Source organism: Caballeronia sp. S22, assembly GCF_964261745.1.
In the GTDB taxonomy this organism is placed as follows: domain Bacteria; phylum Pseudomonadota; class Gammaproteobacteria; order Burkholderiales; family Burkholderiaceae; genus Caballeronia; species Caballeronia jiangsuensis.
Genome location: NZ_OZ180036.1, coordinates 64,527 through 91,225, shown reverse-complemented (window position 1 = coordinate 91,225; position 26,699 = coordinate 64,527). Strand labels below are relative to the sequence as shown.

Below are 26,699 nucleotides of genomic sequence, written 5' to 3'. Positions count from 1 at the left end.
AGAAATGGATGCCGGGAAACGCGGCTGCGCCCTGATCATCGGCGGCTCGCTGGGCGGCCTGTTTGCGGGCTCTGCACTACAGGCCATCGGCTGGGACGTGGAAATCTTCGAGCGCTCCCCAGCGACGCTCGAAAGCCGTGGCGGAGGCATTGTTCTTCAGGGAGATGTGGTGCGGGCAATGCGATTCGCCCAGATTGTGGCCGCTCACCCGCTCGGCGTCCGCTCGAAGGACCGGCTCTTTCTCGATCCGCAAGGCAATGAGTTGAGCCGGCAATACATGCCCCAGACGCAGACATCGTGGAACACGCTCTATAACACCTTGAAGCAGGCGATTCCCGAAGAACACTATCATCGTGGCGCGAAATTTATTGGTTTCGACGAACACGCCAATGGGGTGACCGCGAGATTCGAGGACGGCCGTCTCGTCGAGGGGGATATCCTCATCGGTGCTGATGGCGGCGGCTCAACAGTGCGCGGACTCTTGCTGCCCGATCTCAGCCCGTCTTATTCGGGGTATGTCGTGTGGCGCGGACTTGTCGACGAATCGAAGTTGCCAAAGGCCGCTCGCGACCAGATTTACGAACATTTCGTGTTCCAGCATGATTTCGAATCGATGATGCTGGAGTACATGGTGCCCGGGGTCGATGGCTCCGTCCAATCCGGACATCGTCGTTTCAACTGGCTTTGGTATCTGAAGGCCAGCTTCGGGACTGAACTCGACGCCGTTTTAACCGATCGCTTTGGCGTCCGCCGCAGTCATTCAGTGCCGCCTGGTGCAGTCGCGCCGTTACAGGAGGCATGGATACGCCAGATGAGCGAAGAACGCCTCAATCCAGCGTTCCGCGCGCTGGTAGACAGCACTGACGACATCTTCGTCCAGGCGATCATGGATTTTCAGGTGCCGCAGATGCGCTTCGGCCGCGTGCTATTGCTCGGAGACGCTGCTTTCATCCCCCGGCCACATACTGCTGGTAGCACGGCGAAGGCGGCAGCCAACGCGGTTTCGCTGGCCCAGACGATTGCGAGCACTCCGGATCTTGAGCATGCCCTTCGCCAATGGGAACAGCAGCAACTGGCTGAAGGCATGCACATGACCGACTGGGGCATCGGAATGGGCAACCAGATCATGAACATCGCCCAGCATTAGACCGCCAGCAGTATGTCCTGTCGCATGCCGACGTCATGGGGGCTCACTGTAGCCCCTTTTCTCGCTGGGATCCTCCCCCACACCGAAAAGCTCGGAACGCAAAGGTGCCTTGCGTCGCGATATGATTCCGCTCTGCTCGCGTGCGCCCTAACCTAGGGGCTGGACAAAACATACGAGCAACGTCATGAAACCCCTCCCCGAACCCCCGTCAGCCGTAAAAGCTGCAATGAACCGCTTCATCGCAATCGCTGTCACCCTCGGCATCGTCATGGCGAGCGCGACACTTGCAAGTCCGCTGTATCCGCTTTACGAGCACTCGCTGGGCATCACGTCGGCGGGCATCACCATCGCCTACTCGGCCTATATGGCTGGTGCACTCCTTGCATTACTTTCACTCGCTCATCTAAGCGAGCACGTCGGATTTGTGCACGCGTTGAGGGTTGCCATCCTGCTGCTCCTGGTCGGCCTGCTTATCTCTTCGGATGCGCACGCCCTGCCGGTTCTGGCAGCCGGGCGGTTCGCGATAGGTCTGGCCGCCGGCATGGCATCAAGCGCCGCGACGGCCGGTCTTGCCGCATTGGAGCCGCATGGACAAGTGCGGCGAGCCCCGCTCGTCGGATCGGTGATGACGGTGGCGGGGTTCGGTCTCGGACCGTTTGCTGCCGGAGCGGCGGCTCAGTTCCTTCCCCATCCGCTCATCACGCCGTACCTGATGTTTGCAGTCGCCGCAGTTCTGGCATGGGTAGCACTCACCGCGCTGCCCGCCGATGGTTCAATCGGGCCAATCCGTCAGTTCCGTCCGAAACTGAGGTTCCATCTGCCCGCGATGCACGCAATGCGTCCGTTCGCGCTAGCGGCTCTTACAACCTTCGTCGGCTATACGCTGCTCAGTCTTTATGCGTCACTCGCCCCGTCATTTCTGGTTGAGCTCCTTCCGTGGCGCGGTCCTGCTGTCACTGGCGCCGGCGTAGCATTGCTGTTCGCGGGATCAGCGCTCGCGCAGCTCGCGCTCCGGAAGGTGTCCTCGACTCGTGGTTTAACAGTTGGCGCAATCTTGATCGCAGCGAGCGTCGGTTTGCTGGTTCTCTCGCTCTCTGTGCATTCGGGTATCTTGTTCATCGCGAGCGATTTGCTGGGCGGTTTCGGTCAGGGTCTCGCATTCATGTCGGCGGTCGCGATGGTAAATAGCATCCGGTCCGGTGAACATGGGGGCCGTATCGTTTCCTCATTCTTTTCCGTTGCGTACGTCGGCGGTATTGTGCCAATTGTCGCTCTCGGCCTGATGTCCGCGTGGATCGGCGTGTTCGCAGCCATAGCTTGGCTCTCAGCTGCCCTCGCCCTGCTGGCACTCCTGCTAGCGACAATTGCTCACCGGACTACAAAATCGCTCCAAGGGACGTAACGCGGTACCGGGCGTGGCCGCGCCTGCCGTTCAGCTTGCTAATTGTCGTTCGATAGATAAGAATATGGGCTCGGACAGGAGCCCGGCCATGCCACGACGAAAATCTGATGCACTATCGCCGTCCGGAAAGGCGGATGCTGACCAGTTGCATATCACTGCTGGCCGTAGGTTGTCGCCCGAAGCACGCGAACAGCAAATCGTTGCGAAGGCCATCGGACACTTCGCAACACATGGCTTTTCAGGCAGCACGCGCGAACTGGCGCGACAGCTCGGAGTGACCCAGCCGCTCCTATACAGGTACTTCCCTAGCAAGGAAGCCCTCATTGAGCGCGTCTATCAAGAAGTCTATAGCTGGGATAGCTCATGGGAAAAGCTCATCGCGGATCGCTCGATTCCTCTGCAAGAACGCCTGTCGACTTTCTATAAGGCCTATGCGCGAACAATCCTCCGGCGCGAGTGGATCCGGACGTTCATCTTCGCCGGACTGAGTCGTGACGGTCTCAACACAAAATATCTGACCAAGCTCCGGGACCGCGTGTTCATCCCGGTGTTGCGCGAGTTGCACGCAACGTATGACATCCCGCCGCCTTCGCCCGGCGCACAACTCGATGCCGAAATCGAGCTGGTCTGGAGTCTTCATGCGAGCATTTTCTATCTCGGCGTCCGCAAATGGGTCTATGGTCTGTCCGTGCCAGAGGACCTGGACGAGGTTATCGACTTTCAGCTCGACGTCTTCCTGAACGGAACACCGGCGACCTTGAAGAAAATGAACGCGGGCATCCCGCGACCAAGTCGCCGCAAGACTGCCTGACTAGCCATCGCACTCTCCTGTGATGCATTCACAGACGGCGGCTGCTGACATTCCGGCTTGTCCACCGGGCCGGTTCATCAAACTCTGAACGGAATGAAAGCATGGACAAGCTAGCCGCGCTTCGCGCATTCGTAGAAGTCGCGGAAAGCGGCGGCTTTTCCAGCGCGTCGCGACGCCTCGATCTTGCCGCTTCCTCCGTCGTGCGGTCGGTGGATGCACTCGAGGAATCACTCGGAACGGTGCTGTTCAACCGCACAACGCGCCAAGTCACCCTCTCCGACGCGGGCACCACCTACTATGCACGCGCGAAGAAGCTCCTTGAAGACATGGCCGAAGCAGACGCGTCCGTTTCAGACCGCGGAGGTGAGCCGTCTGGACCGTTGCGCGTCTCTATTCCGGTCGCGTTCGGCTCACGAATTATCGCGCCACATATTGCCTCGTTTCTTTCGCAGTATCCGAAGATTGAGCTGGATGTGCGACTTAGCGATTCAATCGTCGATCTCGTCGCGGAGCGTATTGATGTAGCGATCCGTCTCGGCGAAGCAGCTTCGACGGCTGATGTCGTGAGCAAGCGTATAACCGAATTCAAGCGCTGCGTTGTAGCAAGTCCAGACTATATCCTCGAACATGGCCAACCTGCGACGCCAGATGACCTGGCAAAGCATGAATGCCTGCGATTTACTTATGGTTCGGACCTACAGGTCTGGAGTTTCTCGCGTGATGAGACATCAACACGCGTATCCGTTCGGGGACGGCTGAAAGCGAACACGTCGGAACTACTTCGTGAGGCAGTCTTGGGCGGCGCCGGCATCGCGCTCTTGCCGGATTGGCTTGTTCGTGACGACATCAGGGCTGGAAAAATGACCGAGCTATTCGTCGACTTCGATTGTCGGCCGAATAATGCACATGCGGTCGTCAACGCGTTGTATCTTCCGAACCAACGTGGTTCACGTCGCGTCGGGGCTTTTATCGGATTCGTTTCATCAATAATCGAGTCCTGTGAATAGCAGTATTGGCCTTTACAGCGAATGCAAATTGGCGCGAATGCTCCGTTTGACGGCTCGCGCTGCCCGCTGCGGAATCTGATTCGGCTAATGCTGCAGGAGAGCCTCTCGGCACTTGCGCGGTTGCCCCGTTATGTTCGTCGAGCGAGACTCGTACCGTAGACGGCGGGCAGTGTGCTTTCCATATAGTTCTTCCCTGGCTGCCTCGCTCAATTGCAGCGGAACACCCCAGCGACTTTTGCGCTTTGTGCAAAGCTATTAGCGAGTTGTATCCCATTATCGTGGCTTCCGACGAGGACTACAGTGCTTCATACGCAAGGAGCCCATCATGTCGGATAACGTAGCTACGTCCTCGATCACGCGCGCCACATCTCCAAAGCGCGCCCTTATCATCGGTGGATCGCTCGCTGGACTTTTTACCGGCACCCTGCTACTTCGAGCGGGATGGGACGTCGATGTCTTCGAACGCTCACCGGACGATCTCGACAGCAGGGGCGGCGGCATCGTACTACAGCCTGAAGTAGTCGAGGTGTTTCGCCGCGCCCGCGTAGACCTCAGCACACTTACCCTCGGCGTCACCTCACAAGATCGCGTCGTGTTCCAGCCGGACGGTTCAGTCCTGAGTCGCCGGCTCGCGCCACAAACGCAGACCTCATGGTCCCTGATTTATTCCACGATGCGCCGCGCATTTGGTAACCGGAACTATCATCAGGGACGTCGGTTGACCGGCATCCGCCCCCAGCCAAACGGGTGCGTGACCGCCATTTTCGACGACGGCAGTGAAGAGAGCGGCGACCTGCTCGTCGGCGCCGACGGCGGCAACTCTACGGTCCGGCAACTGCTTTGGTCAAACAGCGAACCGCAATATGCGGGTTATCTGGCGTGGCGTGGACTTGTGTCCGAAGATGACATGCCCGAAGTAACTCTCGAGACGCTGCATGGCGACTTTGCATTTGCAAACAACCGCGAGTCGCACATCCTCGGCTATCTCGTACCAGGGGAACGCAACGATACACGCCCAGGACACCGCTTTTACAACTGGGTTTGGTATCGCACAGTCGATGATGTCGAACTGCGAGGCGTCATGACCGATGTGGACGGGAGGTACCGCGGATACTCGGTTCCGGAAGGAAAGCTGGCGCCGGCGTGGCGTGAGCGCATCCTGCGCGACGCCGACGCGTTACTGCCGCCAGGCTTCCGAGCGATTGTCAAAGCGACCGCGCAGCCCTTTGCCCAAACTATCCGCGACCTGTCAGTTGACCGGATGGTCAAGGGTCGGGTGGTGCTGATTGGGGACGCAGCGTCCATCCCGCGCCCGCATACCGCCGCAAGCACGTCCAAGGCAGCCACTAATGCGCTCGCACTCCAGACGGCTCTGCTGCGTCTTCCTGACGACGTCGATAGAGCACTTGCCAGCTGGGAACCAGAACAGGCAGCCCTCGGAAGGTACCTTCACGAACGGGGCCGTCAAGTAGGCGATCATCTGCTGTTCGGTTCGACTTCGGCTAAACCCGTTGGCTAACTGACGTGTTCGCTCGCGGTTTTCCCAACGCGGGACGGCGTCTCCAGCCATCTCATTCACAACTTGTCGCCGGCGGGAAGCAAATGAGCAGGATGGCTCTCTCTTCTTACGACCAGGCGCGGCCTCGAGCCCGTTTCCCGGCGGACAAAATCAAAAAGTCAGGGTAAATCCTCATTCAATCCAACTTGGCTCTGCAGTTGAGCTCAACGTATAATTTATCGAACGATCAATGATCGACCGATAAATTAAAGGAGGCAGGCATGCCTATCTCGAAGCTCGCGCATTACTCAATCCGCACGACCGATCTCCAGAAGTCGTGCAAGTTCTACGAAAGGGTACTCGGATTCAAACAGGGTTTCCGTCCGCCGTTCGATTTTCCCGGCGCCTGGCTCTACAAGGGCGGCGACGAGAACGACCTCGGCACTGTCCACATCATCGGCATCGATCCGAACAACCCTGAAGGTCTGCTTGCCTACCTGGGCGATAAGGACCTTCCGCCCTCCGGCACGGGAACTGTCGACCATATCGCGTTCCTGGCAACGGGCGTTGAGGAGATGTGGAAAACGCTTGAGTCCGAAGGGATCGAATGGCGGGACCGAACCGTTCCGAGTCTCGGGCTACACCAAGTATTCATTGAGGATCCCTCGGGCGTCACGATCGAACTGAACTACCCCGCCTCGGAAGTAGCGCACCTGAAAGTTCCGCATGCAGCGACAGCGGGCGCAGCAAACAACGTTGGAGATTACTGATGAATACGCTTTCAACTCGCCCCAAAGCCATCGTGGTGGGGGGGTCCCTGGGAGGCCTGTTTGCCGCCAATCTGCTCAGCCGTAATGGCTGGCAGGTCGATGTATTTGAGCGCGTGCCCGAAGAGCTGGCAGGCCGCGGTGCTGGTATCGTCACACATCCCGAGTTGTTCGAGGCGCTGGTCGCCGCGGGCGTCGACCTCGATGATTCAATCGGTGTTCAGGTCCAATCACGCGTGACCTTCGCGCGAGATGGAAGTGTCCTCTCGGAGCGTGACCTGCCGCAAACCTTGACCGCGTGGGGCAAGATGTACCATGTGTTGCGCTCTGCATTTCCCGACGCCAACTATCATTCCGGCGGCACCGTCGTCTCGGTACAGAACGAGTCCGACCATGCATCCGTTACTCTCGACGACGGTACCGTGCATCGTGCCGACTTTGTCATCGCTGCCGACGGCTTCAAGTCTGGGCTACGCGACCAGTTCCTTCCCGATGTGGAATTGCAATACGCCGGATACGTCGCATGGCGAGGTCTGGTGGACGAGGCCGCGCTTTCGCGCGAAACACATGAGGCTCTTTTCGAGAAGTTCGCCTTCTGCCTCCCGCCGCATGAGCAGATCATCGGATACCCCGTAGCTGGTGCCGGCAATAGTACAAAAGCTGGCCAGCGTCGCTACAACTTTGTCTGGTACAGGGCAACCAGTGAAGACGTTGACCTGCCTAACTTGCTGACGGATGCAACAGGCAAGCGATGGGTCGGCGGCATCCCTCCAACTCTCATTCGCCCCGACGTTCTCGCTCAAATGGAAGAGGCCGCGCACGCTCTCCTCGCCCCGCAGTTCGCCGAAGTAGTCACGAAAGCCACTCAGCCCCTCTTCCAGCCCATCTTTGATGTCGAAGTACCGCAAATGGCATTCGGACGGATCGCGTTGCTCGGCGATGCTGCGTTCGTGGCGCGCCCGCACTGTGGCATGGGCGTCACCAAGGCGGCAGGCGACGCGATGGCGCTTGTAGCTTCGCTGAACGCGAGCGCGTCCATTCCAGAGGCTCTGCTCGCGTACAGCGACGTGCGGACCCAGTTCGGAAACGCGATCGTTGAACACGCACGCCATCTCGGCGCCTATATGCAGGCTCAGTTGAAGACCGAAACGGATCGCGCAATGGCAGAACGTTACAGGACGCCTGAGGCAGTGATGCGGGAGACAGCCGTCTCCCCTCAGTTCTAAAGAATTCGAGGCGTGCCGGCCAAGGCGGCCGGTTTCTTAACGTCTCGACGACAACGTAACCAAGGAGACACCGTGGACCATACTTCCCCGGCTTATAGCAATGACACGTTCGCAGCGGGCAATCCCTGTGCTGCCGTTGCCAATCCCATTCTCGACGACGTCCGATTTCAGACTCTCGTTCGTTCGCGCCGCATCTTCTCCTGGTCACTTACCGCGGTAATGTTGATTCTGTACTTCGCGTTCATCCTGACGCTAGCTTTCTCGCCTGATTTGCTTGGACGACGCATCTCAGCGGACCAGCCATGTACATGGGGCATTCCAGTCGGGTTTGGGATGTTTGTCATCACGTTCGCTCTCGTCGCCGTCTACGTCTTCCGCGCAAATACAGTCTTCGACGCGGCCGCGAGCAAAATCAAGGAGGGTGTACGGAAATGAAACGCCTCGGTCTCTGCATTTTTCTGCTTCTCGGCGCGCTACCTGCATTTGCTGCGGCGCCGGCTGGCCTCAAGCAAAGCCACAACCCGATCGCCATCGGGATGTTCCTCGTGTTCGTCGCATCGACGCTGTTCATTACTCGTTGGGCGGCACGAAAGAACAACAGCGTCGCCGATCACTACGCTGCCGGGGGCAAAATCACAGGCTTCCAGAATGGGTGGGCTATCGCCGGCGACTATATGTCGGCAGCCTCATTGTTGGGCATCTCCGCTCTCGTTTTCTCGAGTGGTTATGACGGCCTGATCTACTCGATTGGCTTCCTTGCCAGCTGGCCCATCATCCTGTTCCTGATTGCCGAGCCGTTGCGCAACCTCGGCAAGTACACCTTGGCAGACGTGGTTTCCTATCGCCTGCAGCAACGACCGATTCGTGCATTCGCGGCTTCCAGTTCCATCGTGATTGTTCTCCTATACCTCGTCTCACAGATGGTCGGTGCCGGCAAGCTCGTCGAACTGCTTTTCGGCTTCAACTACGTTGCAGCGGTTGTCATTGTCGGCGTGCTTATGGTCGTCTACGTATTCTTTGGCGGTATGCTGGCTACGACCTGGATCCAGATCATCAAGGCCGTCCTGCTGCTCGCCGGCGCAGCATTCATGGCAGTCATGGTCCTTAGCCGCTTCGGCTTCAGCTTGAACGCCTTGTTTTCCCAGGCGATTCTCGCGCACCCAAAACATGTCGCGATCATGAGCCCAGGCGGCCTTGTCTCGGATCCTGTATCAGCTGTATCTCTTGGCCTGGCTCTCATCTTTGGTACCGCCGGGTTGCCACACATTCTCATGCGGTTTTTCACAGTCGGCGACGTCAAGGCGGCCCGTAAGAGCATCCTGTACGCGACGGGCATCGTCGGAATCGGCTATGCGCTCATTATCATTATTGGTTTTGGGACAATCGCTCTCGTTGCGACGGATCCGCAGTACCACACGCCGTCCGGGACCGTCATCGGCGGCGTCAACATGGTCGCCATCCATCTTGCCCACGCGGTCGGTGGAAATATTTTCCTCGGCTTCATCTGCGCCGTTGCCTTCTCGACCATTCTCGCCGTTGTGGCCGGATTGACTCTTGCTGGTTCGTCTGCTGTATCGCATGACCTTTATGCGAACGTGATTCGCAAAGGTGCGGCAACCGACCGGGAAGAGATGCGGGTATCTCGCATGACCACGCTCGCGCTTGGCGTGCTCGCTATCCTGCTGGGTATCGCTTTCGAGAAACAGAACATCGCATTCATCGTCAGCCTGACTTTTTCGATAGCTGCGAGTTCGAACTTTCCCGTTCTCCTGCTTTCGATTTACTGGCGAGGACTGACTACGCGTGGCGCGGTGTGGGGTGGTTCCCTTGGCTTAGCGACCGCTGTGATCCTCACGATCCTCAGCCCGACGGTCTGGGTACAGGTTCTCGGACATGCGCATGCAATTTACCCGTACGAATATCCAGCCCTCTTCTCGATGCTAGTCTCGTTCGCGGCAATCTTTGTTTTCTCGGTCACTGACAGGTCGGCAGCCGGCGTGCGCGAGCGCAGCCTCTTCGAGAACCAACTCGTCGACTGCGAGTTGGGCATGTTAAAACAAGGGTAATTTCACCGTGTAAGGCCAGGCGCAACCGATTTATGGATTCCGCCTGGCCGAATACTTGATGACCTGGGGCGCTGACCAAGGATTTTTCAGCTCCCCCAAGAACGCACCGTAGCATCAACCAGCCTGTTTCTGTCCGCGGATTCATCGGCTACTACGTGGACAGGAAGCCGTCCATGCTAGTCTCACCTTGCTGTTAGGTCTCTCTGTGCTCGGCGACCGCCCACCGCGCCTCAACAGCAACGTCTTCATACGAACCCTTCGTTTCATCAACGGAAACCCGAATTTTCGGGCGGGGGCATTGTTTCTGACGCAATGGACCTGTGCGTGGTCACCAAGTTCAATTTATCAAATGATCATCTAAACTACTCTTAAACGCACTGATAGACAGCTTCATTTGTGAAAGGCTACGTCGATCTAAGCGACAGATGTGCAGCATCACATATTTCCAGCTTCACTCGCACTCGCCGCTGTGTGGATGTCGCGAACTGTCCAAACATGCGGACGATGAGGAGCAACCAGATCATGAACATGCGAATTGAGCCGCTGGCCCTTCTTGGCCCTGACCCATTGTTTGCGACGATCTCGTCAGGAGTATCGATACCCTATCTCGAGGCCGGATCCGGCGACCCTCTCCTGTTCGTGCATGGATCCCTCTGTGACTACCGTTACTGGGACGAACAGATCATCTCGCTCTCCACGCAATTTCGCTGCATTGCTCCAAGCCTGAGTCACTACTGGCCCGCCTCAGAGGCATCGATACGAGGGGACTTCACTCTTGAAACGCACGTAACGGAACTTGCCGAATTCATCGGTGCGTTGGGCCTCGAGTCAGTACATCTTGTCGGACACTCCAGAGGAGGCACTGTAGCTTTCAACCTGGCACGTTGTCATCCCCGGCTTGTGAGAACGCTAACGCTCGCCGACCCGGCTGGCCCCTTGCAACACGACGACACTGTCGCCGCGGCGTTGCCCGCAGCGACCAACGCTTTACGGGCCAAGGTCTCCGATTTGATAGAAGATGGCGAGACCGAAGCAGGACTGGAACTGTTTGTAGATTCGGTGAGCAGGCCAGGATCCTGGCAAAAAAGTAGCAGCAGCTTTCGCACGATGGCTATTGACAACGCAAGAACGCTTCCCCTCCAGTTTCGTGATCCCTTGCCGGCGTATTCTCGCGACACTGCCGCCGACATCAAATGTAGAACGCTGCTCATCGATGGCCAAAATAGCCCCAAGATGTTCCGCAACAACGTAGACAAACTCGCGGAATGGCTCTATCTGACTGAGCGTCAAACTATCGCTGGCGCATCACACGGCATGAACGTTGCCAATCCACGCGCGTTCAACCGGATGCTTCAGTCCTTCATCCTGTTCGAATGACGCCGATTTACGACCTCAACGGCTACAAAGCCCATCCCTACTGAACTGCGCGAGGATTTCACATTGCGCGATTACGGTGGGCTACAGGCGACGATAATGTGAATGCACCTTGCGTTCTGGTTTTGGCATTACTATATTGGTGACGTGCTTGCTTGAGCAACGAAAAATTGAAAAAGTGAAGAGCTGATGGCCTTCAAGACAGCAGGAGCTTGCGCTGCTCGATTTGACCGCTCCGATCTGCATCCCCTCTGAAGTATGAAAATTCGCATTGGTTCGAATTGCTCGGGTCGCACATAGTTTCCGAGACCGGCACCAGCTAGCGTTTTCCGTCGATTGTTCCCTGACTATGCTGCAGCGAGACTTGCGACAGTGCATTGCGATCACACCACCGGGTCCGGCTTTGGAGCCGTCGCTGGGACAACTCCCCCGGCACGCACGTGTATTTTTCCAGTAGGTCTCGACCGTCTGCATGAAGATGGCTAGCGAGACAGCCTTCACAGGGCGCCCTGAATCGCGCCATGTCTTATCAGGAGATGAACATGAAGTTCCTGTTTAACGATGAGTCGTTTTCGTTCGAGACGCTCCGTACCGCTGGCTTTTCCAATTACGGAGGCGCGGACCTTGGCGAGGTCATCGTGACCGCTCGCGCGATTCCTGAAGGCGACGAAACCGCATGGCTCGCTCAATGGGAAGCCACGGCAGACCGGGTGGCGAAGATTGGGGATACGTCGAGTTCGGCAGGCCATCAAGTCAGCGCCCGAGAGGCTTATCTTCGCGCCTCGAACTACTATCGCACGGCCGAGTTTTTCAAGCGAGCAAGTCCAGTGGGAGACGCCGACGTGGCGCGATTGTCTGGTCGCTCAACAGAGGTGTTCCTGAAAGGCGCGCGACTGCTTGAAACGCCTTTCGAAGTCGTCGAGATTCCGTACGAAGGTGGCACCCTACCGGGCTATCTATTTCTGGCTGATCGGTCGGGGGAACCCCGTCCCACAGTCATCTACAACAATGGGTTCGATTCAACGCAGGAAGAGTCGTACTTCGCCATCGGGGCGGCTGCGCTAAGCCGCGGTTATAACGTCCTTGCCTTCGACGGACCTGGCCAAGGGGCCGCTATTCGCAAGCAGCAACTAACCTTCAGGCATGATTGGGAGGCAGTCATCACGCCAGTGGTTGACTTCGCGCTCACCCGCAAGGAAGTTGCTGCAGACAAGATCGCTCTCTTTGGTTATAGCTTGGGCGGCTACCTCGTTGCGCGCGCCGCCGCTTTCGAGCATAGACCGGCTGCAATCATTCTTGACGATGGGATTCTCGATTTCCACGCGGTGTTCGACAACTCCCTCCCGCCTTTCCTCGTATCCTGGATTCATGACAAGAACGACGCCGCCGCGAATGAGGTTTTGCGTATGCTGATGAAAAGCAGCACCGGCGCACGTTGGCTGTTGAACAACGGCATGTGGACGTTCGGCACGGATTCGCCGGCGGAATTCGTTCGAAAGAGCAAACAGTACACGATGGAGGGTATCGCTGGGCAGATCAAGGCCGCGACGCTGGTGCTCGATGCCGAGAACGACCAATTCCTGAAAGGACAGCCGGCAGCCATCCATGCTCAGCTTGTCGCGCCAAAGAAGCTTGTCACACTGGCTATGGCTGAGGGCGCCGGCGAACATTGCCATATGGGAGCAATGTACCGCGCCCACCAGACGATGTTTGATTGGCTCGACGAGACATTAAAACACTCGTGAACGGTCGCTGTCCTCTTGTGAAGACGCGGGGCATGCCCGCGCCTTAGCAAACTGGAAGGGCTTCGCGCTCGCGGGAAAGTCCGCGGCGTGAGCCGAACACACCCGTTCTTATTGGTGAGATGAACTGGGATCAGCCCAGAAGGGCTAGCTCAGCTCACCGCATCCGCAAATATGAGGCTTACTGAGCGCTAGTTGCGTCCGGTCGCGCCAGCTTGGCGCCAGCCCACAGAGCACGCTTGCTGCGTTCGTATTGCGGCGGATATGTCATCTGGCCTTCAGCACCAAGGCGCTCGGCCGCGTGCCATACCCATCGCGGGTTGTCCAGGAACGCTCGGCCCACCGCCACGGTGTCTGCCTGCCCCGATGCAATGATTTCTTCAGCCTGGTTGGCTTCGGCAATCATACCTACGGCACGCGTATGAATTCCGACATTTGCCTTCACTTCGGCAGCGAACGGGACTTGATAGTTCGGCCCCACGGGGATACGAACCGTCGCGATTCCACCTGAGCTCACACACACATAGTCCGCCCCTGCTGCCTTCAGTGCAGATGCGAAAGCAACGGCGTCTGCGACTCCCAGTCCTTCCGGCGTCCAGTCAGATCCCGTAATTCTCAATCCGAAGCCAACGTTGTCGGGGAGAGCCTTCCGAACCGCAACCGCGATCTCCAGCGGAAACGCCATCCGGTTCTCCAAAGAGCCGCCGTAGGCGTCCGTGCGCAGATTGGCAATCGGCGAGAGGAACTGATGGATGAGGTATCCATGCGCGGCGTGGATTTCGACTACGTCGAAACCAAGGCGTGCTGCACGAATAGCCGCCGCCACAAAGCCATCTCGCACCCGATCCATGTCGGAACGCGTCATCTCCTTGGGCGTATGCCAGTCCGCTCCAGCGGCCAATGCAGACGGACCTTCGGTCTGCCACGGATCCTCGAGGGGACCAAGCGCTGCACGACCTTCCCACGGGCGTTGCGCGGATGATTTGCGTCCCGCGTGGCTGAGCTGGATACCCCACTTGGTCCCCTTCGCAGCCACTCGCCGTGCGGCAGCCATTACACGCGCAATCGATGCCTCGTTCGCGTCGCTATAGAGACCCAAGCATCCGTGGGTAATGCGCGCATGCCGCTCAGTAGCGGTAGCTTCGAGAACAATGAGACCAGCGCCGGACATCGCGAGCTGCATCAGGTGCATCTGGTGCCAGTCGTTCGCGCACCCATCATCCGCACTATATTGGCACATCGGTGATACAACGATACGGTTCGGGAGCGTAACCGGCCCGATGGTAACCGGCGAAAACAGCGCTGACGTCATGACTTTCTCCTGCCGAATATTTGGTGAGAATCGGTGGTCGCGCGGCTATCGCGACGCTTCCGAATGCCGAGGCGTTACTCGCCACAGGCAATGTGAACCGGCCAACTCTGCGACTCCGCGGCAAGACCGGTTAAAACGTTGATCGCAGTATAATTTATCTTTTGATAATTTGCCGTGCGTGTGCTCGCATTCGGCCCAGTGTCTCACGGGCGGAATCTTTCGAAACGACCAGTGGGAAAGGAAGAGACGGGATTGTCACAACCATTTGCACAGGCGCATTGCGCGTCATGCATAAATGCTCTTCGTCCAGCCTCGACCCGCTCCCGGCCTTCGAACCGGCCTAGTTCGGGCCGAAGGCCGACAGCGAACTGCCCCTTAATCCGATGGACGACACGACCACGTCCGCAAGGCATCAAAGTTTAGGTCAAGGAAGCGCCTAGTTATGCAAGGTTTTTGACACACGAGTAGAGTCACAGGGCGTCTCCTCCACGTCCTCCACGTGGCCTGCCCGCCGTAAGGCGGGTTTTTCTTTCGATGGCTGCGAAGTCCAATTCGAAGCGAGAGATCGCTTCACCCTTTGTACACGTCGGCTTCAAATTCATGTTGACGTCCCCCGACGGGTCGCCCACAACTTGGGTCTGGCCGGCCCTGCAAATTCGTTGACGTCAACCAATCGCAAGGTTATGTCGAGCCCACGTAACCCGACCTCTGACTTAGGTGCAAAAATCTCAAACTTGGAAACGAGATATCCAGATATCCCTGAATCGGCCGCCATGTGGCAGCGCTTCGAACATGGTCTTCGCTCGCAGTCGACAGCTCACTTTATCGCACCAGGCGTTGCGCGAAATCCAGTCTTACCGGCCGAACTCTTCCGAGGTAGAAAACTCGCGACCACCAGCCCCAGGAGAATGATACCCAGGGCCCAATCGAAGGTATGACCGAAAGCGCGCCCGATAGCCGGCAGCACCGCCGCATACTCGGTAAGTGACAAGCTTCGCATGGTCTGTATGCCGGTCTCGCCCGCGATCCTGACATGCGCAACTTTCTCAATTTGCTGAGACAAGACCACGGCGAGCAACGCTGTACCTATGGAACCGCCCACGCGCTGAGCCACGTTCATCCCACTTGTGACTCGTGCCACCTCATGCCGCTGCAAAGAGGCCAGCGCCGCGCTCATGGTCGGCATCATTGTCGACCCCATACCGAGACCCAGCAAAAAAAGCGTTACTTCAATCTTCCACAACGAGGTATCACTCTGAATGTGGGTAAGACTGAACATGGCTAGGCCAACCAAGACCAGGCCGAACAGCACAACCCGACCCGGGCCAGCCCTGTCGGTTATACGCGCTGCTGCGGGCATCGAGATCACTGCGCCAACGCCTTGCGCCGCTATCAACAACCCCGCGTGGAACGCCGACTCGCCCCGAACAAGTTGAAAGTACAGAGGCAGTAGCAGCGCCGTCCCGAAGAACGCGGTCCCAAGCAACAGCATAGTAAGCGCTGCCGGTCCCACGGAGCGGCGCGCAAAAAGACGCACATCGATCAATGCACCCTCTCGACGCCGGGCATGCCATACGAACGCCGCCAATAGTGACAGACCGCCGATGACACCTCCTGTTGCGTGAATCGACTTGAAACCACCACCGGATGCCGTTTCCGCCAAGCCGTAGACGAAGATCGCAAGTCCTGGCGATAACAATAACAAGCCGAGCCAATCAAAACCGTTCCGTTGTGCGGGCTCATCGCGCTCCAATACACGAACGGCGGCCAACAATGCGATCGACCCAATAGGCACGTTGACGAAGAAAATTCCTCGCCAAGACACATCGTCAACGAACCAGCCACCAAGAATCGGGCCCACTATCGGCGCCAGCAGCATCGGGATACCAACGATGCCCATCACCCGCCCCATGCGGTTGCTACCCGCAGCATGCGAAAGAATTGTAAGACCGGTTGGCATAATCATTCCACCGCCGAACCCCTGTAGCACTCGAAATGCTATTAACGACGCAGCCGACCACGCCATACCACACAGCATCGAGCCGACCACAAAAAGAAGGATTGACCCGATATAGAGGCGCTTGGTGCCGAAGCGATCTGCCGCCCAACCGGTCAAGGGGATGACGGTCGCCAGCGCCAACATATAGCCCGTGGAAACCCACTGCGTGACTGACAACGAAACGCCAAATGTTCGCGACAGTTCCCTGATGCCTACGTTGACAATGGTGGTATCGAGGATTGACATGAAGCTGCCAAGAACAACCACGGCAGCGATCCGTAACACGTGTGGATCGAGTGTCCGTGTTGCGGTCGTCTGAGCAGTCGGGGTCATGTGAATTTTTCCAGAGAGGAGGTCAACGAGCAAATCAAAACGGTACGGAAATACTTGTCGATGCCTTGGTAGCCAACGTAGTAGTTGGTACGTTTCGTCCGACATTGCTCTGCGTCCAACGAATATTTCGCTGGGCTTCGGCACACGTCCAGCTCCCTTCACCGGTTGCCTGCAACCCACTCCTCGAGTTCTAGAACGACCGATACAGGCCAACCAGAACCTTACCAACGTTCACGGATATGTGACGGCAACGGCGGTTGCATCCCACACCTACACCTCGGATTCTAGGGTTAACCTAATGCTAATGCAACTTGCGTTCACATTTTACCGTCGATATATTGACCACAAGATCGCTTCAGCACGAGTCAAGATGCGACCGCGCCACTCTCACCGCAATCGTTCACATGCACGCGTCGAAGCGCATCATCGCTCCACCGCAAGCATCGATATGCCAACGAGCAATGAGCGAAGTGCGTGCGTCGGATAGGAAGCCTGGTGCGAGCCGAAGGACGGCCGAACCTTGCCATGATGAAGCGAGGGCGCCCTACTCACGACACGCGACGTCACCCACATGCGAATGGGGTGTTGAGGAAGAAGTTGGCGACGAAGGACATTTTCTGAACGAGTAAGGTCCATTCGTTCAGTGATTACACAAGATTTTGCCTTACATATTAGTTAGCAATACTACATTATAAGGAGATATTGATGAATCACCGAAGGAACGGAGGCAGAAGTTTGTTCACACGAGCGCGGTCGAAATATCCGTCACGGGCACGGATGCTGTCTCGACTACTGACTGGAATTCTTGCTACAGCGCCCGTCGCGGCAGCGGCGCAATCGAGCGTGACACTCTATGGCCTGATCGATACGGGCATCAACTACCGGACTTCGGCGGGAATAACGTCCTCCGGAAAGCCTGGTAGCGCGTTGGTACTCGCCTCTGGCAATGACTTCACCAGTCGTTGGGGGCTGCTTGGCTACGAAGAGCTTGGTGGCGGAATGAAAGCTATTTTCCAGCTCGAAAATGGGTTCAGCGCGGTCACTGGCGCAGGAAACTTCTCCGTTCCCTTCCCGAACGACACAAATTCTCTTTTTGACCGCATGGCGATCGTCGGCATCAAGAGCCCGCTCGGTACGGTTCGACTCGGACGCAACTATTCCCCCTTCTATGAAGGCGTGGTCGCCGGGGACACTGCCATCAGCAACTTTGGGTCAATGTCGCTTGTCGTGATGTCGAATTCGTCAAACGTCAATCCAAAATTAGGGCCCGCAGGAGAGATCAGCGGTATCAACAGCAGAGTCAACGGCGGATTGATGTATGCATGGGTGAACAACTCAGTCAAGTACACGATTCCCGACAACACCTACGGATTCAGCGGTAGCGCACTCTACTCCTTCGGCGGGACGGCCGGGAGCATACAAAACAAATCGACGTGGTCTGCCAATCTGGACTGGACCAACGGCACGTTGGGCTTAATTTCCGGGTATTTTGACGCCAAAGATCCGAGCGGCCTGACTAACAATCCCTGGCTGCGAGCCTACGCTCTCGGCATCACCTATGTGTTCGGTTCAGTAAAGACTGGATTTGAGTTTTCGAAATTCCGGAATCCCACGACGGGCGCCAATCAGAATTTCTACTACGTGTCAACGAGTTGGCAGACCACTCCTTTCCTCTCTTTTGTCGCGGATTACACGCACCTTCAGGATTTGCAGAATAGCAGCGCCGGCTCCAATGTTTACAGAGTTGGCACGACATACTTCCTCTCAAAATCTTCGAGCATTTACGCTGATATAGGGTATGCGGACAACAAGTCGCAGGGCGTATTACCGGGTGGGGAAGGCGCGACTCCGCTTCTCACCCCAGGCCTTATTGGCCGCAACCAATTGGCAATTGCGGCCGGTATCAGAAAGCTGTTCTGACTTCCCCGCCCTGACCGAGCCACAACCACGAGCAACGCGGTCCGCGACATGACCGCGGGCTCGGGCGCAGGAAGCCTGGCGCATGGCCGCCCCGCAGGACAGAAATGCAAGCCCCAAAAACTGTCTTGGCCAATTTCCTGCGCCGCCCCATTTCTTAGGTCTCAGAGCATATCGCTTCGGTGGCTCGATCCATGTCAGTCAGGCGGACCGATGCGCCGCCTGCCCGCATCCCACTTCCTTGCGAAGTCTTGCCAGCGGCGCTAAAGTCTACAATATGTGAATGCGAATCCGATTTGCGTTATACTACGTAACGTCGGATGATCCGCAGGTCCATCAAGGACTCTGGACTGACGGAAGGACTGCGCTCGATTGAAGCAAATTGGAAGGGCTGTCGATGTCCTCAGCGACGCGCAGCTGATTGAAGAGCATCGAACAGTATCCGCGGACGACTTCGCCGTTCGCACTTACTAGAGAGAAATCATGAAGACTGATTCGTACATTGAAGAAAGCGACGTTTCCGCGCCCACGCACGCGTTTCGCGGTGCGACGGTCGGCAACCAGCCGGATTTGGTGATCGGGACAGCAGACGGTCGTGAGCTGCACGCTGACCTGTATTTTCCTGAACCAACGAACCAGCAGCGGACCGCAGTCATTCAGGTGCACGGTGGCGCATGGCGGCTTGGGGACCGCAAGATGGTCGCCGCGCGCAATGAGAAATTGAGCTCACTCGGCTTCACCTGCATCTCGATTGAATACCGTCTAGTGCCGCAGAATCCGTGGCCAGCGCAAATCCACGACGTGCATCGTGCCATCCGATGGGTGCGCGCGAACGCCGAAGCGCTGGGCGTCGAGCCTAATCGAATTGCGATTCAAGGGTTCAGTGCCGGCGCACATCTGGCGCTCATGGCGGCTGGGACAGCCGACAACCCTGCGTGGCTGGAACCCGGGCTCAACGACCCGACTTCTGCCCGCGCGGATGCCGTCATTTCCCTCTATCCGCCGGTACTGTTCTACCACGAGCCGGAATTAGATGTCTCCCCTACGGGGATGGTTCACAACAACGCAGCCGGCGAACTGCAGGCAGGCGTGTTGCTCGACGATGCATCCACTCCAGAGGCTGCGACCGCCATCTCTCCGCTCGCCTACATCGGAGCTGATTTCCCCCCAACGTCACTGTGGCATGGGGGCGCCGACGGGTTCGTCCCGCCGCACCACACCCTTTGCGTCTATGACGCGCTGATTCGGCACGGTGTTACGACCGATCTACAGGTCATTTCCCGGGCGTGGCACGGGTTCGATTCGTCCGCGAGTCTCGGCGAAATGGTAGCTAATTCGGTCGCGCTGTTTCTCCGTCGGACGCTAAGCGAGCGAGACAAGCTCGCGAATGAACACGCACAACTCATCCCTGACACGTTCCCGGCGACGATGCGCGATCGAATTCTTGCCGCCATCGCTTGAGTTCGGCGGCGGCTTGCAACAGCAGTTCTTCCCTTCACTCATCAACCGATGCTTCCTTCCGTGAGACCGACCATGATTGAAACAATCTCCAAACCCATCACCCTGCCCTGCGGAGCCACGCTCCAAAACCGATTGGTGAAAGCCTCAATGAGCGAGGGTGTGGCGGACGACCAAAACCACGCGACCACGCGCCTCGTGAATCTCTACCGCCGCTGGGCCAATTCGGGCGCCGGCCTGCTGCTCTCTGGCAATTTCCAGATTGACCCGACGCACTTGGAACGCCCAGGCAACGTGGTAGTCGTCGACGAGACCGGGTTGGACAACCTAGCGCTGGTGGCTGCGGCCGGTCGGTCGAAGGGTGCTGCGTTCTGGGCGCAACTCGGCCATACTGGCCGGCAGGTTGCCTCCGCCATCAACCCGGCGCCGCTTGCGCCGTCGTCTGTAGAGATGGAAGTGCCCGCGACGCTCGGCCGCAGCTACGCTAAGCCACGGGAGATGACCGTGGAGGAAATCCGCAATGCAATCTCGCAGTTCGCGACCGCCGCACAACTCGTTAAACGAGCCGGGTTCACGGGCATCCATATCCATGGCGCACATGGCTATCTCGTCTCGCAGTTCCTGAGCGGCCGTTCCAACACCCGAACCGATGCCTGGGGCGGATCTCTGCGTAACCGCGCCGAGTTTTTGCTGCAACTGATTGCCGCCGTCCGCTCGGCCGTGGGACCCGAGTTCCCTATCGGCCTGAAACTGAACTCGTCGGACTTCATGAAGGGCGGCTTCACCAAGGCAGATGCCCTTGAGGTTGTAGGCTGGCTGAACGAATCGAGCCTGGACCTTCTGGAGCTCTCCGGCGGCTCGGTGGAGCAGCCGAAGATCGTCGGCCTTACGTTCCAGGATGAAGGCGAAGACGGCCGTTCGGCCAGCACCATCAAACGCGAAGCCTATTTCGTCGAATTTGCGGCGGAGATCCGCCAGATTGCCAAGATGCCGGTGATGGTCACGGGTGGCTTCCGTACCGTCACGGCCATGGCTCACGCAATCGAAGGGGGTGAAGTGGATCTGGTGGGCCTCGGCCGGCCTTTCTGCGTCGACCCTGACATCGCTGGGAAGCTTTTGCGCGGCGAAGCGAACCACGCCCCGAGCCCCGAGGCAAATTTGCAGGTCTTCTTCATCCTGCCTTGGTGCAACGTGCAAATCGACCGGATGGCCGACGGCCTTGAGCCGGATCTGGAGATGTCGGGCGAAGCCGCTTTGGAACAATTCAAGGCGCTGGAGACCGGCTATCTGAAGGCGTGGCTGGCCCGCAACGCTGTCGAGACTCAACAAGTCTAACTACACATCATCTTTCTCGCGTCGGGACGCGTCTGCTTCATCGGCGTCACTGATGCTCAGAAGCATCAGCCTGCGGTCCAACTGCCCCGCTTCGTTTTAGAAGCGGGTACGACGCCCGCAGGCTGCGCAGTTCTTCCCGACTGAGGAGTTTGACGTTTTCGACCATGCCGACCTTCGAATTTTCGCGCCACGTTCTGCCTCCGCAACAAGACCGAAGCCGGCAGGCGCTGGCTAGAATCGTCGAAGCTGCCGGTCTCGTCTTGCGTCGAGACGGGATAGACGGCTTTTCGATTCAGGCAGTCGCAACAGCGGCCGGCCTTCCCGTCGGTAACCTATATAGACGATTCCGCGGCAAAGGCGACATCCTGCAAGCGTTAAAGGAAGACGTAACATCGCGCATTGAGCACACGATCGTCCAGCAACTCGCCCGGCGCCGCTTTCATAGTATTGACACCTTCATCCCAGCCTATATGGCTCTGAACGTGAAAGTATTCGCTCAGGATGAAGCCGTGCACCTCGCGCTATATGACGAACGCGTGCGCGACGCTGCCCAGGATGAAATCGGGACGAGCGGCCGACAAAGGATTTTCAGCGTCTATCGCGAGACTCTTTTGCTTCTGCTCCCGCACCTCAGCGGCACCTGCGCCGAAAATCGAGTGCGTGTGTCCTTCCAGATCATGACATCAGCAGTAGTAGAAAAGGCACGTGGTCGAGACTCGATTCTCAATGCCCTTTCCTGGCCGGCACTGAAGGCGGAGTATGGTGCAGCCGCACTAGCCTATCTAAAGTCCTGAACGAGCTTCTGGGCAACCAGGACTACGTGGCTCGCACGTATCTATTTTTGAGCTCGTTATCACCCGCTCACGTCAACGCCTGCTGCTCTCAGCGAGAATCAGATAGCGAGTCGTCCCCATCGCCGTGAGAAGCAAGATACCGGAATGCCGCCTCTCCGTACTCGCGTGAAGCGGCACCCCACGAGGTGCCAGACATTAGCTGATCATTTCCTGCCGCTTTGGCGAGGAATGCGAGAGTGATGATTTGGAAAGAAACGCGTACCAGCACCTCCTTGCGGCGATTCGGCACATCTCCGAGCAATGGAAGGAGCGATTTCTTGTACTGGTCGTAGATTCTTAACCGGCCCTCGGTTCCGATTTTCGACAGAGCTGGATTGATTGTCGGCTGATTGAAAAGAACCTTATGAAGCGCCTCGTCCTTCTCGAAAGCGACCGCCATCGATTGCGCATATGCGAAGACGAGATCACGTGCCTCGGCAAAAACTTGCCCATCAAGCTTCTGCATCACTGCCGCTTCAAGTCGTGCGGTGGCGTCTAACTTGATGGCCTGGATGATGTCGTCCTTACCCTTGAAGCGTCGATAGATGTTCCCGACGGGCATGCCCGCGGCGGCAGCAATTTCAGCCATTGAGAATCCCTCGAGCCCACGCGCGACCATCACTTCTGCGGCGGCTTGAATAATACGCGCCAAGGCGGCGCGACTGCGCTCCTGCTGAGGTGGCAGGACGAACGGAGAGGTGTCAAAAGATCTCATACCCTCATTCTAGCGCAGCCGCCCTTTTGCTTATTTCTTCGCTGGCACGAACGGCATAACCAGGTACGAGTCATGGTCGCCGCCGGTCGCGATTGTCGTCTCGCCGCCAAACTCCGCAGCCGGCCGATCCACCGGGTCCGTGTGAAGGAAAAACCCAGAACCGCGATTGATCATTTGAGTTGGATCCGCGCCCAGCCGGACAAAGTCCGAGCCTTCAACGCGCACTCTCAGCTTGTAACCGGGGTGAACCACGATCGATGTCGGCCAGATTTCCACGTCGACCGGATAGAGCTGACCCGGCGCCAGTTTCTGTATCTCATCGTGAGTGTGCCACGGCTGGACAGCCGTGCTGCGCTTCTCGTCGAGCTTGCGCTGGGAGACCCGCAGCCAACCTTGGGAAAGCGGCGCCGCTTCATCGGACGCACCGAGGAAGGTGACTTCCTTGCCTGTCTCGTCGAACAACTGCAGGGTCACAAACAGATCTGCATCAGTGGTGCTCGAGGAAACCCAGAGATGCGCCGCCAGCGGGCCGGAGAACTCCTCGGTGGTATCGAAGGTCGTGTCGAATGTCGCAACGCCTTGCCCAGCCTTGAAAGTCGCAGTGGACGGCGTGCCGGGCATCTGCTCGCCGACTTGCTTCGTCGCCGCGTCGAGGTGGTACTTCTTCCACTCAATCCGGGAAATCGGCCACGTCGATTCCGCTCGGTCGACAGCGGGCTTCACTGCCGGGTCCCGAACCGTCATCGTGACTGGTGGTAGAGATTCCCAGCCGTTATTCACGCCCTTGAGGTAACGGTCAAAGAACCTGTGCTGCAATGCTATCCCCTCCTTACCGTAAAAGCTGTCGTCATGCGTTCCACCGTGTACGAAAAGCTTCTTGCTCGGTGACGACGCCAGCACAAATCCCTCATAGTTGCCACGGCCGTGCAGCCCCGCGCCGGAAAGGTTACCGGCCGAGAGCAGCGGCGTCTTGATGCGAGCCAGATCCGGAGTACGTTCCTCATTGAACGCGTCGAGCAGCGGGTGCTCGTGGTCCTCATCTAGCGGATCGATGCGATTCGCCTTCAGTTGATCCTCGCGCAGCGGCGCCCCCGTCGGTGGCTCATGGGTTCCCGGGTCTCGATAGCGGGTCTTTGCGTTGCCATTTTGGTTCGGCAGAATCTGACCGTTAAACCAGATCTGGAAGAATTTGTCGCTCTCGATACCCCCGTGGAAGAACACCTCCCGGTACAGATCCGATGCTCCCTCCCATGGGGCGATTGCGGCCAAGTGCGGCGGCTGGAGCGCTGCAACCTGCCACTGGTTGATCGCCATGTACGAAATGCCGAGCAGGCCAACCTTCCCGTTGGACCATGGCTGAGTGCCAGCCCACTCAATGGCGTCGTAGTAGTCACGGGACTCACGAACGGACAGGACATTCAGGTATCCGGGCGAATAGCCCGACCCGCGAACGTCGACGGCGATTACTACATAGCCGTCGCCGACCCATCGTTCCGGATCGGTCTCTTCCCAACGCACGAAGCGGCACGATGATCCGGCGCAAACTGCCGGGTTGGATTTGATTGTCTTGGCCCACGTCGATGCATAGGCCTCCTGGAAAGGCACATCCTTACCATACGGGCCCTGCGCCATGATTACCGGGTACTTGCCCGGCACTTTGGGGCGATACACGTTGGCATAGACGTAACTACCGTCTCGCAAAGGCACCTTGACGTTCTGTTCATACAGCATAGTTCGGCCATTCTGCAGCACGACCTCCTCGTGCGCAGCCGGGATTGTGACGGGTTCAGCGTCGGCCTGAGCGGCGGAAAACACCGAGGCGACTGCCAGTGCCACGGAGGCGATCTTCAAAAGTTTCATTTTCAATCAATCCTTTGGTTGGTCAGGCTCTTCACGCATTAATGCAAATGCGATTTGTGTTCCGCTTTGATCGTACGAGCAACCAAGGAGCCGCAACAAGCTAGGGCCAACCCTAGCGCTGCTTTACTCGTTCGTGAGAGTTCCTAGTTTCATTGTTCGAAAACCGACAGAACTTCGGCATTCAAATCCGGCTCGAACAGCCAGAGCATTGCAAACTGATTTCTCCTCGGCTTAACGTGCCCGCAAATCACGCCGCTTTGGAAAACCACGCACGACTATCGGGTAGGGTGAGGGGTCACCCCCTCAGCCCTCCCACACCACCGTACGTGCGGTTCCGCATACGGCGGTTCATCAAGAAGGCTGGAGGCGTCGCTGGGTATCCAGCAGCGAAACCAGCCCCAGTTTGTCGAAGAAACGTTTCGGGAAGGCGTCGTTCATGTGGCGCGCTCCAGCGTTCCACCACGGCCCCTGGCCGTTGTGGGCCGAGCGCCATGCCCGATCCTCCGGTAGTCCTTGTCGACGTAGCATGGTGGTGCGCCCCCGCCGGTGCTTCGCCTGCCGCCAGAGCAGGCATCGCAGTCGGCGTCGGAGCCAGCCATCCAGTTCCTCCAGCGCGCGTTTGCCTTGCGTGAATCGGAAGTAGTTGACCCACCCTCGAAGCACCGGGTTCAGTGTCTCAATGGTGCCGCTCAAACTGCTTCCCCGCCCCTCCCTCAGCAACGTCTTCACGCGCGCCGTCAGCCGTTTCAGGCTTTCCGGCGCGATGCGCAGTCGCGCCTGACGATGAGCCGTCAGGCTGTAGCCGAGGAATTTACGTGTCCACGGGCGGGCGCATGCGCTCTTCGCGTCGTTGATCTTCAACTTCAGACGCTTCGCGAGAAACGTCGTCATTTCAGTCAGCAGCCGCTCGCCTGCCGCCTTGCTTCGGACATAGATATTGCAATCGTCCGCATAGCGACAGAACGCATGTCCGCGCCGCTCAAGCTCACGGTCCCAATCCGTCAGCAGGATGTTCGACAGCAGCGGCGATAGGGGACCACCTTGCGGTGTCCCTTCCCGTCTCGCCTGCGCGATCCCGTTGCGCATCAGGCCCGCCTCCAGATACCGCCGGATCAGCTTGAGCACCCGTTCATCCGTGACCTGCCGCGCAATCCGCGACATCAAGATGTCGTGGTTCACCCGGTCGAAGAATTTCTCGAGGTCCAAATCTACAACCCAGCGACGGCCTTCGTGCACGTACCGCTGTGCTGTCAGGACCGCTTGCTGTGCGCTGCGCCCCGGCCGGAAGCCGTAGCTCGATTCGGAGAACCCAGGTTCGAAGATCGGTTGGAGTACCTGATGCAGCGCCTGCTGGATCAGTCGATCCAATACCGTCGGAATGCCCAGTGTTCTTACCCCGCCCGAAGGTTTTGGTATGTCCACTGCGCGTACCGCCGCCGGCATGTATCGCCCATCCAGCAACGCCGCCTTCACGCCCGGCCAGTGAGTCTTCAGCCAGTCTTTGAACTGCTCCACCGAGAGACCATCGATCCCCGGTGCGCCGCGATTCTCAACCACCCGTCGATACGCCAGCCACAGGTTGCTGCGTTCAGCCACCGCCTCCATCAGCGATGGCTCCCCCGCTTTCGTTTGCCCGGTAGCCGCCGCATCAGCCTCGACACCACGAGCGCCGACCTCGAGATTCCGTCCCGGTCCTTGTTTCATGGCCCCAGTCTCCCGGGCTTGTGTTTCATCGGCTGACATCGAGTCTCTACCGTCCTAATTGCGGTCCTTCATGTTTGGGCCTTCAGCCTCGCGGCCTAATATGCCCTCTGCTGACTTCTGCACGGCCATCCCAGCGCCTCTCGACGCCAGTAGCACTTCGGCAGCCGCACAGATCTCCCCGGGTATGACGCAC

The 26,699-nt window shown here is 58.1% G+C and carries 20 protein-coding genes; 15 read left to right on the top strand and 5 right to left on the bottom strand.

Annotated features, from left to right (window positions below; translation table 11 throughout):
* Positions 1 to 4 precede the first annotated feature (4 nt).
* The 11 genes from ACEN42_RS15485 to ACEN42_RS15435 all read left to right on the top strand — a co-directional run bounded on the left by ACEN42_RS15485 (position 5) and on the right by ACEN42_RS15435 (position 13,043).
* A complete protein-coding gene (locus ACEN42_RS15485) occupies positions 5 to 1,147 on the top strand; it encodes an FAD binding domain-containing protein (protein WP_371881733.1) in 1,143 nt (380 codons plus the stop codon).
* A 184-nt stretch (positions 1,148 to 1,331) separates the two neighbouring features.
* Positions 1,332 to 2,549: an MFS transporter gene (locus ACEN42_RS15480; protein ID WP_371881732.1), complete on the top strand. Its 1,218-nt coding sequence runs from the start codon at positions 1,332 to 1,334 to the stop codon at positions 2,547 to 2,549.
* Positions 2,550 to 2,637: 88 nt separating this feature from the next.
* Positions 2,638 to 3,360: a TetR/AcrR family transcriptional regulator gene (locus ACEN42_RS15475; RefSeq protein WP_371881731.1), complete on the top strand. Its 723-nt coding sequence runs from the start codon at positions 2,638 to 2,640 to the stop codon at positions 3,358 to 3,360.
* 101 nt (positions 3,361 to 3,461) lie between these two features.
* Positions 3,462 to 4,367, top strand: a complete 906-nt coding sequence (locus ACEN42_RS15470; protein WP_371881730.1) for a LysR substrate-binding domain-containing protein — start codon at positions 3,462 to 3,464, stop codon at positions 4,365 to 4,367.
* Positions 4,368 to 4,692: 325 nt separating this feature from the next.
* Positions 4,693 to 5,886, top strand: coding sequence for an FAD binding domain-containing protein (locus tag ACEN42_RS15465; RefSeq protein WP_371881729.1), 1,194 nt, complete (start codon positions 4,693 to 4,695; stop codon positions 5,884 to 5,886).
* 260 nt (positions 5,887 to 6,146) lie between these two features.
* Entirely contained in the window at positions 6,147 to 6,635 is a 489-nt protein-coding gene (locus ACEN42_RS15460) for a VOC family protein (protein WP_371881728.1), read from the top strand.
* Positions 6,635 to 7,858, top strand: a complete 1,224-nt coding sequence (locus ACEN42_RS15455) for an FAD binding domain-containing protein (RefSeq protein ID WP_371881727.1) — start codon at positions 6,635 to 6,637, stop codon at positions 7,856 to 7,858. The genes ACEN42_RS15460 and ACEN42_RS15455 overlap by 1 nt, the downstream gene beginning before the upstream one ends.
* A 72-nt stretch (positions 7,859 to 7,930) precedes the next feature.
* Positions 7,931 to 8,293 (top strand): DUF485 domain-containing protein, encoded by a 363-nt coding sequence (locus ACEN42_RS15450; protein ID WP_371881726.1) that lies wholly within the window; start codon positions 7,931 to 7,933, stop codon positions 8,291 to 8,293.
* Entirely contained in the window at positions 8,290 to 9,924 is a 1,635-nt protein-coding gene (locus ACEN42_RS15445; RefSeq protein WP_371881725.1) for a cation acetate symporter, read from the top strand. The genes ACEN42_RS15450 and ACEN42_RS15445 overlap by 4 nt, the downstream gene beginning before the upstream one ends.
* Before the next feature lie 522 nt (positions 9,925 to 10,446).
* Positions 10,447 to 11,301, top strand: coding sequence for an alpha/beta fold hydrolase (locus ACEN42_RS15440; protein ID WP_371881724.1), 855 nt, complete (start codon positions 10,447 to 10,449; stop codon positions 11,299 to 11,301).
* 539 nt (positions 11,302 to 11,840) lie between these two features.
* The gene (locus tag ACEN42_RS15435; RefSeq protein ID WP_371881723.1) at positions 11,841 to 13,043 is read left to right on the top strand and encodes an alpha/beta hydrolase family protein; all 1,203 of its coding nucleotides are present in this window, start codon (positions 11,841 to 11,843) and stop codon (positions 13,041 to 13,043) included.
* Positions 13,044 to 13,221: 178 nt separating this feature from the next.
* Here the strand turns inward: ACEN42_RS15435 and ACEN42_RS15430 are convergent, their stop codons facing one another.
* Entirely contained in the window at positions 13,222 to 14,352 is a 1,131-nt protein-coding gene (locus ACEN42_RS15430) for an NADH:flavin oxidoreductase/NADH oxidase (RefSeq protein ID WP_371881722.1), read from the bottom strand.
* A gap of 817 nt (positions 14,353 to 15,169) precedes the next feature.
* Entirely contained in the window at positions 15,170 to 16,684 is a 1,515-nt protein-coding gene (locus ACEN42_RS15425) for a DHA2 family efflux MFS transporter permease subunit (RefSeq protein WP_371881721.1), read from the bottom strand.
* 705 nt (positions 16,685 to 17,389) lie between these two features.
* Between ACEN42_RS15425 and ACEN42_RS15420 the strand changes: the two genes are divergently transcribed.
* The 4 genes from ACEN42_RS15420 to ACEN42_RS15405 all read left to right on the top strand — a co-directional run bounded on the left by ACEN42_RS15420 (position 17,390) and on the right by ACEN42_RS15405 (position 22,188).
* Positions 17,390 to 18,604 (top strand): porin, encoded by a 1,215-nt coding sequence (locus ACEN42_RS15420; protein WP_371881720.1) that lies wholly within the window; start codon positions 17,390 to 17,392, stop codon positions 18,602 to 18,604.
* 480 nt (positions 18,605 to 19,084) lie between these two features.
* Positions 19,085 to 20,062: an alpha/beta hydrolase fold domain-containing protein gene (locus ACEN42_RS15415; RefSeq protein WP_371881719.1), complete on the top strand. Its 978-nt coding sequence runs from the start codon at positions 19,085 to 19,087 to the stop codon at positions 20,060 to 20,062.
* 72 nt (positions 20,063 to 20,134) lie between these two features.
* The gene (locus tag ACEN42_RS15410; RefSeq protein WP_371881718.1) at positions 20,135 to 21,394 is read left to right on the top strand and encodes an NADH:flavin oxidoreductase/NADH oxidase family protein; all 1,260 of its coding nucleotides are present in this window, start codon (positions 20,135 to 20,137) and stop codon (positions 21,392 to 21,394) included.
* A gap of 164 nt (positions 21,395 to 21,558) precedes the next feature.
* The gene (locus ACEN42_RS15405) at positions 21,559 to 22,188 is read left to right on the top strand and encodes a TetR/AcrR family transcriptional regulator (RefSeq protein ID WP_371881717.1); all 630 of its coding nucleotides are present in this window, start codon (positions 21,559 to 21,561) and stop codon (positions 22,186 to 22,188) included.
* 88 nt (positions 22,189 to 22,276) lie between these two features.
* Here ACEN42_RS15405 and ACEN42_RS15400 read toward each other — a convergent pair whose 3' ends face one another.
* The 3 genes from ACEN42_RS15400 to ltrA all read right to left on the bottom strand — a co-directional run bounded on the left by ACEN42_RS15400 (position 22,277) and on the right by ltrA (position 26,545).
* Complete coding sequence (locus tag ACEN42_RS15400) at positions 22,277 to 22,942, bottom strand: TetR/AcrR family transcriptional regulator (protein WP_371881716.1); 666 nt, start codon at positions 22,940 to 22,942, stop codon at positions 22,277 to 22,279.
* 30 nt (positions 22,943 to 22,972) lie between these two features.
* Positions 22,973 to 24,802, bottom strand: a complete 1,830-nt coding sequence (locus tag ACEN42_RS15395; protein ID WP_371881715.1) for a CocE/NonD family hydrolase — start codon at positions 24,800 to 24,802, stop codon at positions 22,973 to 22,975.
* Positions 24,803 to 25,153: 351 nt separating this feature from the next.
* On the bottom strand, positions 25,154 to 26,545 hold the full coding sequence (gene ltrA, locus ACEN42_RS15390) for a group II intron reverse transcriptase/maturase (protein ID WP_371881714.1): 1,392 nt from the start codon (positions 26,543 to 26,545) through the stop codon (positions 25,154 to 25,156).
* Positions 26,546 to 26,699: the final 154 nt, after the last annotated feature.